Annotated in this window: 10 protein-coding genes; 3 read left to right on the forward strand and 7 right to left on the reverse strand. The window is 71.2% G+C overall.

Annotated features, from left to right (window positions below):
* Positions 1-32: 32 nt before the first annotated feature.
* Complete coding sequence (locus tag PV796_RS04330; protein WP_274911541.1) at positions 33-1,448, forward strand: carboxylesterase/lipase family protein; 1,416 nt, start codon at positions 33-35, stop codon at positions 1,446-1,448.
* Between the two features lie 79 nt (positions 1,449-1,527).
* Here the strand turns inward: PV796_RS04330 and PV796_RS04335 are convergent, their stop codons facing one another.
* Genes PV796_RS04335 through PV796_RS04350 form a run of 4 tightly spaced genes read right to left on the reverse strand, consistent with a single transcriptional unit; the run spans position 1,528 to position 7,234 of the window.
* On the reverse strand, positions 1,528-3,330 hold the full coding sequence (locus tag PV796_RS04335) for a dipeptide ABC transporter ATP-binding protein (protein WP_274911542.1): 1,803 nt from the start codon (positions 3,328-3,330) through the stop codon (positions 1,528-1,530).
* An 8-nt stretch (positions 3,331-3,338) separates the two neighbouring features.
* Positions 3,339-4,331 (reverse strand): ABC transporter permease, encoded by a 993-nt coding sequence (locus tag PV796_RS04340; RefSeq protein WP_274911543.1) that lies wholly within the window; start codon positions 4,329-4,331, stop codon positions 3,339-3,341.
* A 9-nt stretch (positions 4,332-4,340) separates the two neighbouring features.
* Complete coding sequence (locus PV796_RS04345; protein WP_274911544.1) at positions 4,341-6,119, reverse strand: ABC transporter substrate-binding protein; 1,779 nt, start codon at positions 6,117-6,119, stop codon at positions 4,341-4,343.
* Positions 6,120-6,178: 59 nt separating this feature from the next.
* Positions 6,179-7,234, reverse strand: coding sequence for an ABC transporter permease subunit (locus PV796_RS04350; protein ID WP_274911545.1), 1,056 nt, complete (start codon positions 7,232-7,234; stop codon positions 6,179-6,181).
* A gap of 351 nt (positions 7,235-7,585) precedes the next feature.
* Between PV796_RS04350 and PV796_RS04355 the strand changes: the two genes are divergently transcribed.
* On the forward strand, positions 7,586-8,446 hold the full coding sequence (locus tag PV796_RS04355) for a hypothetical protein (protein ID WP_274911546.1): 861 nt from the start codon (positions 7,586-7,588) through the stop codon (positions 8,444-8,446).
* On the opposite strand, the gene PV796_RS04360 is transcribed toward PV796_RS04355, so the two are convergent.
* The 3 genes from PV796_RS04360 to PV796_RS04370 all read right to left on the reverse strand — a co-directional run bounded on the left by PV796_RS04360 (position 8,436) and on the right by PV796_RS04370 (position 11,426).
* Entirely contained in the window at positions 8,436-9,092 is a 657-nt protein-coding gene (locus PV796_RS04360; RefSeq protein ID WP_274911547.1) for a DUF4328 domain-containing protein, read from the reverse strand. The two genes, PV796_RS04355 and PV796_RS04360, sit on opposite strands and share 11 nt — an antisense overlap.
* 272 nt (positions 9,093-9,364) lie before the next feature.
* On the reverse strand, positions 9,365-10,096 hold the full coding sequence (locus tag PV796_RS04365) for a ScbR family autoregulator-binding transcription factor (protein ID WP_274911549.1): 732 nt from the start codon (positions 10,094-10,096) through the stop codon (positions 9,365-9,367).
* Between the two features lie 919 nt (positions 10,097-11,015).
* The gene (locus tag PV796_RS04370) at positions 11,016-11,426 is read right to left on the reverse strand and encodes an MmyB family transcriptional regulator (RefSeq protein ID WP_274911550.1); all 411 of its coding nucleotides are present in this window, start codon (positions 11,424-11,426) and stop codon (positions 11,016-11,018) included.
* A gap of 585 nt (positions 11,427-12,011) precedes the next feature.
* On the opposite strand from PV796_RS04370, the gene PV796_RS04375 reads away from it, so the two are divergent.
* Positions 12,012-12,776 (forward strand): helix-turn-helix domain-containing protein, encoded by a 765-nt coding sequence (locus PV796_RS04375; protein WP_274911552.1) that lies wholly within the window; start codon positions 12,012-12,014, stop codon positions 12,774-12,776.
* The last annotated feature ends 35 nt before the right edge of the window (positions 12,777-12,811 follow it).

Raw genomic sequence — 12,811 nt, forward strand, 5'->3', positions numbered from 1 at the left:
CGACGAAGTCGGAGGAACCGATGGAACCGGTCGTGGCGACGTCCGCCGGCCAGGTCAGAGGGGTGGCCCGGGACGGGATCGCGGGTTTCCTCGGCATTCCCTACGCCGCCGCGCCCGAGGGGCCGTTGCGCTTCCGGCCGCCCGCGCCCGCGCCCGGCTGGGACGGGGTCAGGGACGCCACCGCGTTCGGCTCGGCTCCCCCGCAGTTGGCGCCGGGGCCGGGAGCGCCGGCGGCCTGGCGGCCGGGCGACGGACTGGACTGCCTGACCGTGAACGTGTGGACCCCGCAGGCGGGCGCGGCGCGGTTGCCGGTCATGGTGTGGATCTACGGCGGCCTGTGGAAGTACGGCGCGGCGAGCATGCCCCACTACGACGGCGCCGCGCTGGCCGGCTCCGGGGTCGTGGTGGTGACCTTCAACTACCGTGTGGGGTTCGAGGGGTTCGGGCAGCTGCCCGGCGTCGAGGACAACCGCGGGCTGCGCGACCAGCTCGCCGCCCTGGAGTGGGTGCGGGAGAACATCGCCGGGTTCGGCGGCGACCCCGACCGGGTGACGGTCTTCGGCCAGTCCGCCGGTGCGGCCGCCACGGCCCTGCTCGCGACCGCGCCGGCCGCCGCGGGCCTGTTCCGGCGCGCGATCGCCCAGAGCATTCCCGCCGGCGCCCGCACCCCCGACGAGGCCGAGGCCGTCACGGCGGCGATCGCGGCGGCGGCCGAAGTGCCGCCGACCGCCGAGGCGTTGGCCGCCCTGCCGCCCGAGGCGCTGCTCGCCGTCCAGGACGCGCCGCTACGCACCATGGCCGGGCCCACCGCGTTCGCCCCCGTCATCGACGGTGACCTGGTGACCGGGCCGCCCTGGACGGCGTTCCGGGCGGGCGCGGGGCGCGGTGTCGACCTCGTTTGCGGGTTCACCCACGAGGAATACCGGGGCCAGGGCCCGCCGGCGCCGCCGGGGGTCGACGTGGCGGCCGTCGCTGAGGCGTTCGGACTGGACCGGGCCGCGGCTGCCGCCTATCGCCGCAGCCAACCGACCCTAGACGACGCGGAGTTGTGCACGGTGATGCTCTCCGACGCCGTCGTCCGGATGCCCACCACGTGGGTGGCCGAGGCGCATGCCGCTGCGGGCGGGCGGACGTGGCTCTACGACTTCGCCTGGCGCGGGCCCACGTTGGGTGCCGCCCACGGCATCGACGTCCCCCTCGTCTTCGGCACCGCCACCACCCGCCCGGCCGCCCGTTTCCTCGGCTCCCCACCGCCGGCCGATGCCGCCGCGCTCTCCGCGGACCTGCGCGCGGCCTGGACCTCCTTCGCGGCAACCGGCGACCCGGGGTGGCCGCGCTTCCACCCCGACCGCCCCACCACCCGGATCTGGGACACGCCCCCCACCGACGCCCCCTATCCACTGGACGCCTCCCGGCGCATCTGGCAACGCCACGCGGCCCGCAGTTGACCGTTCGCGGTGGCAGGGCGGGAGCGGGAGGACGGGACGCTGACGGGAGCCCCCTCATCGCTCGGCGGTGGACGGTGGATCACAGGACGGCGTCGAGCAGCTCCCGGGTGTAGGGGGCGCGGGGTGCGGCGAAGACGGCGTCACGGGTTCCGGTCTCGACGAGCTCGCCGTCCCTCAGTACGGCGATGCGGTCGCAGAAGTGCCGTACCACCGCCAGGTCGTGGGAGATGAACAGCAGCGACAGGCCCAGTTCCGCGCGCAGGTCCATCAGCAGGTTGAGGACCTGTGCCTGGACGGACACGTCGAGCGCGGACACCGGCTCGTCGGCGATGATCAGGCGGGGGCGCAGGGCCAACGCACGGGCGATGCCGATCCGTTGGCGCTGCCCGCCGGAGAACTCATGCGGATAACCGGACAGTTGGGAGGAGGACAGGCCGACCTGGTCGAGGAGTTCGACGGCCCGGAGCCGGCGGGCCCGGGCGTCCAGTGTGGTGTGGATGCGCAGGGGCGTGGTGACGAGCTCCTCGACCGTGCGGCGCGGGTTGAGGGAGGCGTAGGGGTCCTGGAAGACCAGTTGCACCTCGCGGCTCAGCTCGCGGCGCAGCGGGGTGTCCCTCGCCGCGCGGGTGATGTCCCGCCCGTCGAACCGGACCGCCCCGGCGGTGGGTTGGCGCAGGCCGGCGAGGACCCTGGCGAGGGTGGACTTGCCCGAGCCGGACTCGCCGACCAGCCCCACCGTCTCGCCGCGCGCGACGTGCAGGGACACCCCGCGCACCGCGGCGACCGGCCGCCCGCGCCGCAGCAGTGACTCCCGTCGCGCGGGGAACTCCACCCGTACGTCGGCGAGTTCGGCGAGTGCGGGGCGGTGGGGCAGATCGGCGGGGCGCGGAGCCGGCACCGAGGCGGAGACAGGGTGCCGTACCCGATCCGGTGCCGGTTCCGGCTCGTCGACGGTGGGCAGTCGGGTTCCGGGAACGGTGTCCAGGGTGGGTGCGGCGCCGATGAGGGCGCGGGTGTAGGGGTGGTCGGGGGCGGTGCGGAGCCGTTCGGTAGGGCCCTGTTCGACGACCCGGCCGGCGCGCATGACCAGCATCCGGTCGCAGGTCGCGGCGACCACGCCCACGTCGTGCGTGATGAGCAGCATCGCGGTGCCCGCCTCGGCCTGGAGGTCGCGCAGCAGGTCGAGGACCTGGCGCTGCACCTGGGAGTCGAGCGCGGTGGTCGGCTCGTCCGCGATCAGCACGTCCGGTTCGTTGATCAACGCCATCGCGATCACCACGCGTTGCCGCATCCCGCCCGACAGTTGGTGTGGATGGTCCCCGGCGCGCCGGGCGGGGATGCCCACCCGCTCCAACATGGCGGCGGCGCGTTCCCGTGCCTGGCGGCGACTGGCCCGGCGGTGGTGGATGCGGTACGCCTCGGCGAGTTGCGCGCCCACGGTGTGGTACGGGGAGAGGGCGTCGAGCGCGTCCTGGAAGACCATGGCGAGGCGGGCGCCGCGCAGGGTCTTGAGCCGGGCCTCGGGGGCACCCACCACCTCAACGCCGGCTTCCGGCGTGGTGCCTGGGCCTTGCCCACCGGCCGAACGCCCGCCCACGTCACGGGCCGAACCACTGCTACCGCCCCGGACGCCGCCGCCGATGCGCACGCTCCCGCCGATCCGGGTGCGGCCAGGATCGTGCAGCCCCATCGTGGCCAGCCCGATGCTGGACTTGCCCGAACCGGACTCGCCGACCAGTCCCAACGTCTCGCCGGGCGCCAGCTCGAAGGAGACGCCCGCGACCGCGGTAACGGGACCGCGCGGGCTCGCGAACGCCACGCTCAGATCGCGCACACTCAGCACGGCGCCCAGTTCCCGCTCGGTTTTCGGGTCCGCTTTCACGTCCGCTTTCATGTCAGCCTCACACGGGGATCGAGCCAGGCCACCACCAGGTCGGCGAGGGCCACGAAGACGACGACGAAGAAGGCGGCGAGCAGCACCGTGCCGACGACGGTGGGCAGGTCGTTGCCGGTGACCGCGTCGACGGCCAGCTTGCCGACGCCGCCGAGCCCGAAGACGGTCTCGGTGATGAACGCGCCGCCGAACAACGCACCGATCTCCAGCCCGAGCAGTTGGACCAGCGGCCCGGCCGCCCCGCGCGCGGTGTACTTCAGGTGCGCACGCAGGGCGCCAAGTCCTTTGGCCCGGGCGGTGCGTACGAACCCTTCGGGCATGGTCTCCAGCATTTGCGAGCGCGTCAGACGGGCGAAGACCGCGGCGTTGACGAAGCCGAGCACCAGCCAGGGCAGCAGCAGGCCCGCGGCCCATCGGCCGGGGTGGTCGGCCAGCGGGACGTACTGCGGCATGGGCAGCAGCCCGGTGCCGTAGACCAGGAGGAGTTGCAGCAGGTAGCCGAGGAAGTAGATCTGGACGCTGGCGCCGATCAGGTTGAAGCCCGACAGCAGCCGGTCGGTCGCGGTGCCGCGGCGCAGCGCGGCGACCAGGCCCGCGCCGACGCCGAGGACGAGGATCACCACGAGGGCGCCGCCGGCGAGCGAGACGGTCACCGGCAGGCGGTCCCCGATGGCGTCGAGGACGGGTTGGTGGAGGGCGTAGGAGTAGCCCAGGCAGGGGGCGGGGCAGTGGAGGGGGGTGCCGTCGACGTCGGCGATGGTGCGGCCGGTGACGAGGCCGCCGAGGTAGTCCAGGAACTGGGCGACCAGGGGTTGGTCGAGTCCCATGCTGGTGCGGACGGCCTCGACCTGTGCGGTGTCGCACTTGGGGCCGCAGGCGATCAGGGCCGGGTCGGAGGGGGCGGCGTAGAAGAGCCCGAAGGCCGCGGCGGCGATCGCCAACAGCACGGCGGCGGCTTGCAGGGCGCGCCTGAGGAGGTAGCTGGTCATGGCCTTCGGTCAGGGTGTCTTGACGAACAGGTCCGCGGCGGCGATGGAGCCGTAGATCGGGTGGATGGCGGCCCCACCGACGCGTGCGCCGCGGAACTGGGAGACGCTGCTGTAGAGGAACGGCACGAGGGGGACGTCCTTCATCACCACTTCCTCCAGGTCGATCAGTGCCTTGGCCTTCTGCTGGGCGTCGCCGATCGCGGCGATCCGCTCCAGTTCCCGGTCCACGGCGGGGTTGGCGTAGCGGATGGAGTTGGAGAGGCTGTCCAGTCGGCTGTCGAAGCTGTCCGGCAGCAGCGTCGAAGGGGTGGGCCAGTCAACGGAGTTGGTGGACAGCCACAGGTCGTAGGGGGCCGGTCCGCGGAAGACCTCGCTGTGGAAGGCGGCCGGTTCCAGGCGCTTGACGACGAGCGTGATGCCGGCCTTGCCGAAGGCGTCGCTGAGTACCTGGGCGAGCCGGTCGTCCTGCGGACTGTCCGCCGCGTAGGCGTAGGTGAGGTGGGTGACCTTGGTCCTGGCCTTGGCGAGGTGTTCCCTGGCCTTGGCGAGGTCGCCGGTGGGCGCGACCGGGTACGGGTCGTACTTCCGCCAGCCGACGACGGCCGGCGAGGAGAGGGTGGTGGCGAAGTCGCCGACGTGGGAACCGCCGAGGACCTGGCGGGCCTGGGCCCGGGGGAAGAGGTAGTGGATGGCCTTGCGGACCTCGGGATCGGTGACCCGGCTGTTCTTGATGTAGAGGTCCTGGGTGTAGGCGCCGCGGCTGCCGGACACGATCAACTTCCGCTTGGCCGGGTCGCGTTCGGCCGTCGCGAGCAGTTCCGGCGGCACCTCGCCCTTGGTACTGACCGTGGTCGGGCCGTCGCCGCGCCCGTTGAACACCTCCTGGGCGGTGTTGAGGGCCTGCTTGCCGAAGGTGAACACGAAGCGGTCCGGGTACTGGTGGCGGATCGGGTCGGTCTCCGCCTTCCAGTGCGGGTTGCGCTCCAGCGTGAGGCGCTGGTTCTGCTTGTGCTCGACGATCCGGTACGGGCCGCTGGCGAACGGTGTGACGTCGTAACCGGTTCCGGTGTCCTTGTCCTTGCGGACCGGCGAGGAGGATGACTGGGCGGCCATGTACGGGACATCGGCCTGTGGCTCGGGGAAGTGGAAGACGAGGGTCTTGTCGTCCGGCGTCTCGATGGCGTCGAGGTCGCCGTCCGCGGGCCCCCGGTACTTCTTCACGGCCGCGCTGCGGTCCTTCGACCCGGTGAGCCACTCCGGCCAGTAGGTGGGGCCGGCCTCGAAGCCCGGGGCGAAGGTGCGCTCGATCCCGTACTTGACCTGCGCGGCGGTGATCGGCTTGCCGTCTTCCCAGGCAATGCCGTCCTTGAGGTGGTAGGTCCAGGTGCGGCCGCCGTCGGCGGAGGTACCGGTGTCGGTGGCCAGGTCGCCCACCAACGTCGGTTTGCCGTTGACGACTTGATACTGCGTCAACTGTCTGCCCCAGAGCAGTGAGGTGCTGTAGCTCTCTCCCGTGTAGATCTTCTGGGGGTCCAGGTGCGGGTAGTCGGTGGCGTTGGCGACGGTCACGGTGCCGCCCGTCCTGGCGCCGGGCACCGCGGGCGCCGGCCCCGCGCTGTCCTTCGCGGTCCCCAGGGACGCGGTCAGGCGCTTGCCGCTCTTCGCCGCCGTGCTCTCCTTCCCGTCCCGCGCGCCGGCTCCCGCGCCCGCGGAGCAGGAGCACAGCAACAGGGCGGTGACGGTGGCGAGGACGGGCAGGGCGGCGGCGCGCGGGGGAATTCCGGGCATGGCGAACTCCAACGTGGATGGGGAGGGATGGGGAAGGGGGTGGAGAAGGGCGGGCCGGATCAGCGGAGGTTGCGGAGGGCCCGGGGGTCGAGGGCGTCCCGCACCCCGTCGCCGAGGATGTTGAAGGCGAGGACGAAGAGGAGGATCGCCACTCCGGGGAAGACCATGTAAGTGGGGTCGTCGTAGAAGACCTCGGCACCGCGGGAGATCATGCGGCCCCAGTCCGGAATCGGCTCGTTGATGCCGACGCCCAGGAACGAGAGCGCGGCCTCGGCGGTGACGAGGCCCGGCACGGCGAGGGTGAGGTGCACCAGGACCGGCGCCCAGACATTGGGCAGCAACTCCCGGAAGACGATGTGCGCTCGGCTCGCGCCCATCGCCCGCGCCGCCTCGACGAACTCCCGCTCCCGCAACGAACGGACGGCGGTGCGCAGCACCATGGCCAGCGGCACCCAACCGAAGGCCGAGAACACCAGGATGAGCACCGTGAACTGCATCCAGGCGGGCTCGTTCTGCCCCGACCCCACGAAGCGGGTCTGGATGATCGGGCTCAGCGCCAGCAGCAACAGCAGCGTCGGGAAGGCCAGGAGGACGTTGCAGACGAAGGTGAAGGCCCGGTCGACGACGCCGCTGAGGTACCCGACGGTGACGCCGACCACCACTCCGACGACCGCGATCACGGCCGCCGACGCGCACGCGATCAGCAGCGACGTCCGCATGCCGGAGAGCAGTTGGGCCAGCACGTCCCGGCCGAGCCCGGGCTCGATGCCGAACCAGTGGTCGGCGGAGATCCCGCCGTTGGCCAGCACCGGCAGCCCTTCCGGGCTCAGCAGCCCGGGCGCGTTCTGCCCGTAGTGCTCGGTGGCGTTCTTCCCGTAGAGGGACGTGAGCACGGGCGCGGCCAGCGCCAGGAACACGTACAGGCAGACCACACCGAGCGCGACCAGGCTGATCCGGTCGCGGCACAGCGCCCGCAACGGCGCGGCGAGCGGGCCGCGATGCCGTGCGTCGTCCGACTCCGACGCGGGCTCCGGCTCCGGTACCGGTACCGACTCCAGCTCCGGCTCCGCAACGGGCTTCGGCCCCGGTGGTTCCACTGGCAAAGGTGCTGCCATTTCGCTCTGCTCCCAAGTCACTTCGGCCGCACCCTCGATCGAGGAGCAGCAGCCCAGACCGCCCTGGGGCAGGATCGCCACCCCGGACGGAAGACATTAGATACAGAGATTCAATCCCCCGCAATGCCTAATATTCGAAGGCTCACGGGCGCATACAGTCATGATTTCCACATTGTTGCCGCGTTCATACTCCCGCAACGCAAGGGCGGCACTTATGCGGTCAATTCGGTCACGCAGGGGATCGGTCCGTCACCTCAAACCCCACCGGAGAGGTAGATCACACCAGGCAGGCAAGGCTCGAACTGGGCCGGCGGCCGCGGAAACCGCCCGTATCGGGCATTCTTGGAGAGCGTGAGCGCCGCGAGAACCACAAGAGCTAAGAAGGCCACCAGATACGCCACCAACTGGGCATCGACCACGCTGCCCATCGGACTGGGCGCCATGGCGATGGTGGTGGGTGTCTGGCTCCTGGTGATCCCGTTCCCCAAGGCCATGGCCGCGGCCCGGGCGTACGACGCCGCGATCGGCTGCCCGCACCGGGCACCGTCCGGCGAGGCCGCATCGGACGAAGCCGGGCCGAGCGAAGCCGAGTTCACCGAAGCCGCGTCGGACGACTGCTTGCGCGGGGTCGACGCGACCGTGCAGCGCTCCTGGACCCGGGGTTCCAGACCCGTCCGCCATTACCTGGAGTTCCGGCGCGAGGACGGCACCCGCCAGGAGTTGCGGCTGGACCGCGGCACGCACGCGGATGCGCCGCCCGCGGGAGCCCAAGTGCGACTGGTCAGTTGGCGCGGCGAGGTCAGGCACATCAACTACCCCGTCGCCGGGACCCGCGACACCGGCGGCACCATCCGGACGCTCTTCACCGACGCCAACCCGCGCACCGCCCACGCGCTGCCGCTGGCCTGGGGACTGGGACTCGCCTTCGGCGGGCCGGCCCTGCTGTGGTTCGGGTGCCTGGCGCGCCGCTACGCCCCGGACAATCCCCCGCGCGACGTCCTGCTCCCCGGCACCCTCCCGCCGACGGTACTGGTGCTCGTCGCGGTGAGCACCGGGGCGATCGCCATGCAGGGCGACCCGGTGGCCGACACGTTGCAGCAGGTCGGCATCGTCGTGCTCGGGGGCCTGCTGCTCGCCCCGCTGCTGACCTGGTACGCGGCGCCCCGCCGGCGCACGGCGGGGCGACGGAAGGGTCAACTGCTCAGTGGTTGATGCGCCGTTGCTGCGCGTCGGTGAGGGCGCGGACGACGAAGATGCCGGCCACTGCGGCCGCCACGGTGGCCGCGTCGCCGGCGAGCAGCCACCTGGCGCCCGTGTAGGCGCGGTCGATGGCGTCGTCCCGCGACCCGCTGACCGCCTGTCCGGCCCCGCACCAGAACGCGACGAGCCACAGGCCCCACCACCAGTTCACGGCGCGCGCCAGCCGCTCCCCCGGCGCGCTCGCGTGATGGACATCGGCGACGATGCCCCGGGGCATCCACAGGTTCACGATGGGGATGATCCACCCCAGGTAGACCCACGGCCAGGCAAGCTGCGGCGGCCGGCCGGAGAGGATCTGGGCGTTGTCCCGGACCCGGAACAACCACATCAGGAACGCGATCGCGCAGAGCACCACGCACGCGTCGCCGAGCGCGCTGACGATGTGGTACGAGTCTTCCAGTGCGGTCAACGGGCGGTGCTGGCCGTTGCCTTGGGCCGGTGGTCCCGAGGCCGGCATCCCGGCCACCGAGAGTCGGATTTCCCATATCGCCCGGACCACCCAGGCGATGCCTGCGAGAGCGAGCGTGACGATGGCGCAGCGGGCCGCGGTGCGGACCGGCTGCGGGGACGAAGTTGCTGTGGGGGTGAGCGCATTCACCTCGCCATCCTGTCCGGTCACGGGCCACGGGCGCCAGTCGCGGTACCGCGCGGTCCCCAGGCCGTACCAGCCCCCACGTCGACGCCGCCCCGGTCCCGACGCCAACCTCCTTACGGACGTCGCCCAACTGGACGTCCACGACGGGCTGGTCGGCGGCGCGGGCCCGCGCCGCGTCGACCATGGCCGGATCGCGATCGACACCGATCACGGACCCTGCACCGGTCAACCACCCGGGGCCCTGTTGGATGTTGGCCGACGAGCGGCCCGGCGGGTCAACCGGCCAGGCGGTGAACGACGGAGAGGACCGTGACCTGCTGCGATTGTCTGCGCTGCCGGGCCTCCCAGACCTGGCGTCCGCGATCGGGCCTGGTGTTCAGCAGGGGGATGATGCCGCTGATGGCGAGCGAGGGCAGCCAGGAGGCGTACATGTGCGCCGTCCATCGCTCCATGTTGGCGTGGCTCTCGTCGTCGGCGCGGCCGCCGTCGCGGGTGGCGCCTCCGTCCAGTGCCGGGCTGAGCGCCGCGATGCCGGCCCATGCCTGGGCGACCATTCTGCCGTAGTCCTCGATCTTGACGCCGGGGAGGAGTTCCTTCTGGGTGCGGGCGACGGCCAGTTGCCGGGTGGTGTGCTGGATCCAGGCCGGCCAGGGGGTCCTGAGGCTCTGCTGCACCACGGGCTCCATGGAGAGGCGCAGCGCCGCACGCAGCAGCGTGTCACGGGGTAACCGGTAGGCGAGGACCATCCCGGTGTCGATCCACTCCTGCAGCTTCAACTCCTGGGGCTCGACCGCCCCGGTAAGGCCCGGTTTGGTCGCATCGAGAACTCCTTGCACAAGTGCATCTTTGTTCTCGAAGTGGTAGTAGACGCCACCCTTGGTGAGTTGTGACTTGCTGACGACGTCGTCGATGGAGGCCGAGTAGCCGCGTTCGTCGAACGCGGCGGCGGCCGCTTCGAGGACCTGCTGACGGGTTTTTCGTGCACGGTCTTGCTTGAGCTGTGTCATCCGGTGTGGCTTCCTTCTTGCTCGTCAGCAGTTCCACGTTGGCGGTGCCCTGCGGGCTGCGACGGCCCGAATCAGAGCAGTTGAATGATGAATTTACCGAACGCGGGCGAGTTCCCCGTGACGTTAGAGCGAAAGGGGACAAGAACCCGCCCATTTCCGACAGCGGGGCGAAGCGTGTCGGGAGGGGCGCTGCGGCTGCGCCTCGCCCGCTTCGCCGGGCAGGTGGCACATGCCCACCCGAACGCCCTTCTGCCAGGCACACGTTGAGATCCATGGGGGACCGACGGAACTCCCCGCCCGACATATGGTGCAGGACTCGCCGCCGGCCGCGAATTCGGACGTCTCTCACAAGTCGCCCCGTCACATATCCATCTGTCACATGCCACTCCGCCACACGCCACTCCCTCACGCATCGCTCCAGCGAATCTTCCACGGGCATCGGGGCAACGACACGCCTCGCCGTTTCGTCGTTTCCCTCTCCGTTTCACCGTTTTGCCGTTTCCGAAGGCGGCATCCTCACGGCACCGCGCGCGGCTGACACAACCATGAAGGAGATCAGTATGTTCCCGGTTGCTCCTTGCCCTGCTCGAATGTTCCTTTTCGCTCTCGGGGTTGTCGCCAGTCGGAGCGGGCGCGGATTGGCCGAAAGACCGCTGACCGGGTGCCACAAAAGGGGAGGGCAACACCCGGCCAGCCGCGCGGCACGCCGTTGTACCCCGCTCGAACCCGGGCTCCGACCGCACGCTTCCGACCCGGCCCGGGTAGGCGCTCCGCTCGGGGTGCGTCGCACCGTCGACGGAAGTGCAGCCCAAGAGCGCGCCCGAGGCAACCTCGAACCGGCCCGGGGACCAGGCGGATTGCACAGCGTGGAATGACGGTCCCGGGCGTTTCGCAGGGTGGAATGCGCGCGCCGTCCGCTTCAACGGGAGGCGGCGTCACCGGAGCGGAGGAACGCGACCCGCCGGACACCGGGGTGGAGGGTGGCGACCAGGATTCTGCTGTTCTGGTCCGGAAATGTGTAGGCGGCGGAGCCGCGGTAGAGGGGGCCGACGGTCGGGTTCCGCAGCGCGTCCGCGTGCAGTTGCCGGAGGTCGGGATCGTTCGCGTGCAGGGCGACGGCCTCGATGAGTTCCGCGGCCAGGGGAGCGTGCCACGCCTCCTTTGAGCGATGGGCAGTTGGCGCGGATGCGTCGAGTAGCAGCAGTCGCATCACGTTCGTACGGGACGACTGATCGACCGTCAACGGGCCTAGCATCGTGGCGAATTCCGCATTGTGGTCGAGGAGGTTGAACGCGGCGTCGGTGAGGCACGCGGCGTGCGGTTTCAGCATCTTCGTCCACCAGGCGTTCGTGCGCGGCGAGTTGGGGGACGCCGGACCGGCAACGGGGTGCGGGTCGCACCCCAAGGCCCGTCGGAAGAGGGCCACGCGGGCCCGCCAGGTCATTCCGAGCCGATCTGCGATGCGGTCAAGTTCGCCTATGGTGAAGGGTTTTACCCCGTTCTCGCGCTGCCGATACCACAGGCTCTCCCGGCCGAAGAGTCGCGCCATGGTCCCCTGATCGATTCCGGTGACGGGTCTCCCTCTCCCGTCTCTGCGCTCCTGCGGCCGCCAGCCGAATTCCGTGCGGTCCCCGAGCGCGCGATGAGCCCGAAGTAGGGCCTTGAGCAACGACTTTCGGTCTATGCACTCCGTCCGGTCCATGCGGTCAATCCGGTCTATGTGGTCCATGGCGAACGGCCTTCCCTGTGGGCTGGGCGACTGGCCGCGGATGAATGTAGGCGATGCGTTTCGCATCCCCAAATACCGGTTGGGAAATTTTTCTGCATGGTCATCGTCCGACCTTCGCACGAGAATCGGAGCTCGGACGCGCAGCGCTGCGGGAGCGCCCGTCCGGCAACCTCAAGGGGGATCCACGTGCTCGACAACGGTCCTGACGTAGCGTCGGACAAAAGCGGCAAGGTCGTGCGTCGCGTCGTCGACGTGCTGCGGGCGTTGGAGCGGTTGCAGGGCGAGTTGGGGCGCCCGGTGTACCTGCGGGAGGTCGCCGCGGAGACCGGCCTGGCCAGTGCCACCGCCTGCCGCTATCTACAGTCCCTGGAGAAGACCGGCATCGTGGGCCGGCCGTCGGACGGTCCGCGCGGCACCTACTGGCTGGACCGACCGCCCACACCGACGGACCGCCGGCCGGCCGTCCCCTCGCCGTGGGTCCGGGCGCGCCTGGTCCGGCTCGGCAGCCGCACCGGGCAGATCGCGCTCCTCTACGCGCCCTACCACCTCGGCGAAACCCCGCAGCGCATCTGCACGGACCAGGTCTGGGGCGTCCACGACCCCCTCCACGAGGCCCTGGACCCCGCCCCGCTCGGCGCCGACGGCCCGGGGTTGGTGATCGCCGCGGCGCTGCACGACCGCCTGGCGGGCGACCCTCGGGCGGGCGAGCTGCGGCGCGTCCGTGAGCTCGGATACGCCGTCGGTCCCGCCGCGTTCGGCGGGGACCGGTACGACACGATCGCCGCCCCGGTCTGGCGCGGGCCGGCGGTGGCCGGCGCGGTGGCGCTGATGCCACTGCGCACCCAGATGCGGTCGCCGCGCGAGCGCGCGCGCTTCGTGAGCGCGGTCATGGAGACCGCCGGCGCCATGAGCAACCACCTCACGCGCCGGGCCCTCACCCGGGTCGCCTGACCGCGGACGCGCGCCCCCCTCAACGGCCGCTGCGG

Origin of the sequence: Streptomyces sp. WZ-12 (genome assembly GCF_028898845.1) — a bacterium.
In the GTDB taxonomy this organism is placed as follows: Bacteria; Actinomycetota; Actinomycetes; order Streptomycetales; family Streptomycetaceae; genus Streptomyces.

Coding starts and splice junctions, on each gene's coding strand:
- PV796_RS04340 (WP_274911543.1), bottom strand. CDS start 4,331: ATGACCAGCTACCTCCTCAGGCGCGCCCTGCAAGCCGCCGCCGTGCTG.
- PV796_RS04345 (WP_274911544.1), bottom strand. CDS start 6,119: ATGCCCGGAATTCCCCCGCGCGCCGCCGCCCTGCCCGTCCTCGCCACC.
- PV796_RS04350 (WP_274911545.1), bottom strand. CDS start 7,234: ATGGCAGCACCTTTGCCAGTGGAACCACCGGGGCCGAAGCCCGTTGCG.
- PV796_RS04365 (WP_274911549.1), bottom strand. CDS start 10,096: ATGACACAGCTCAAGCAAGACCGTGCACGAAAAACCCGTCAGCAGGTC.
- PV796_RS04370 (WP_274911550.1), bottom strand. CDS start 11,426: ATGCTGAAACCGCACGCCGCGTGCCTCACCGACGCCGCGTTCAACCTC.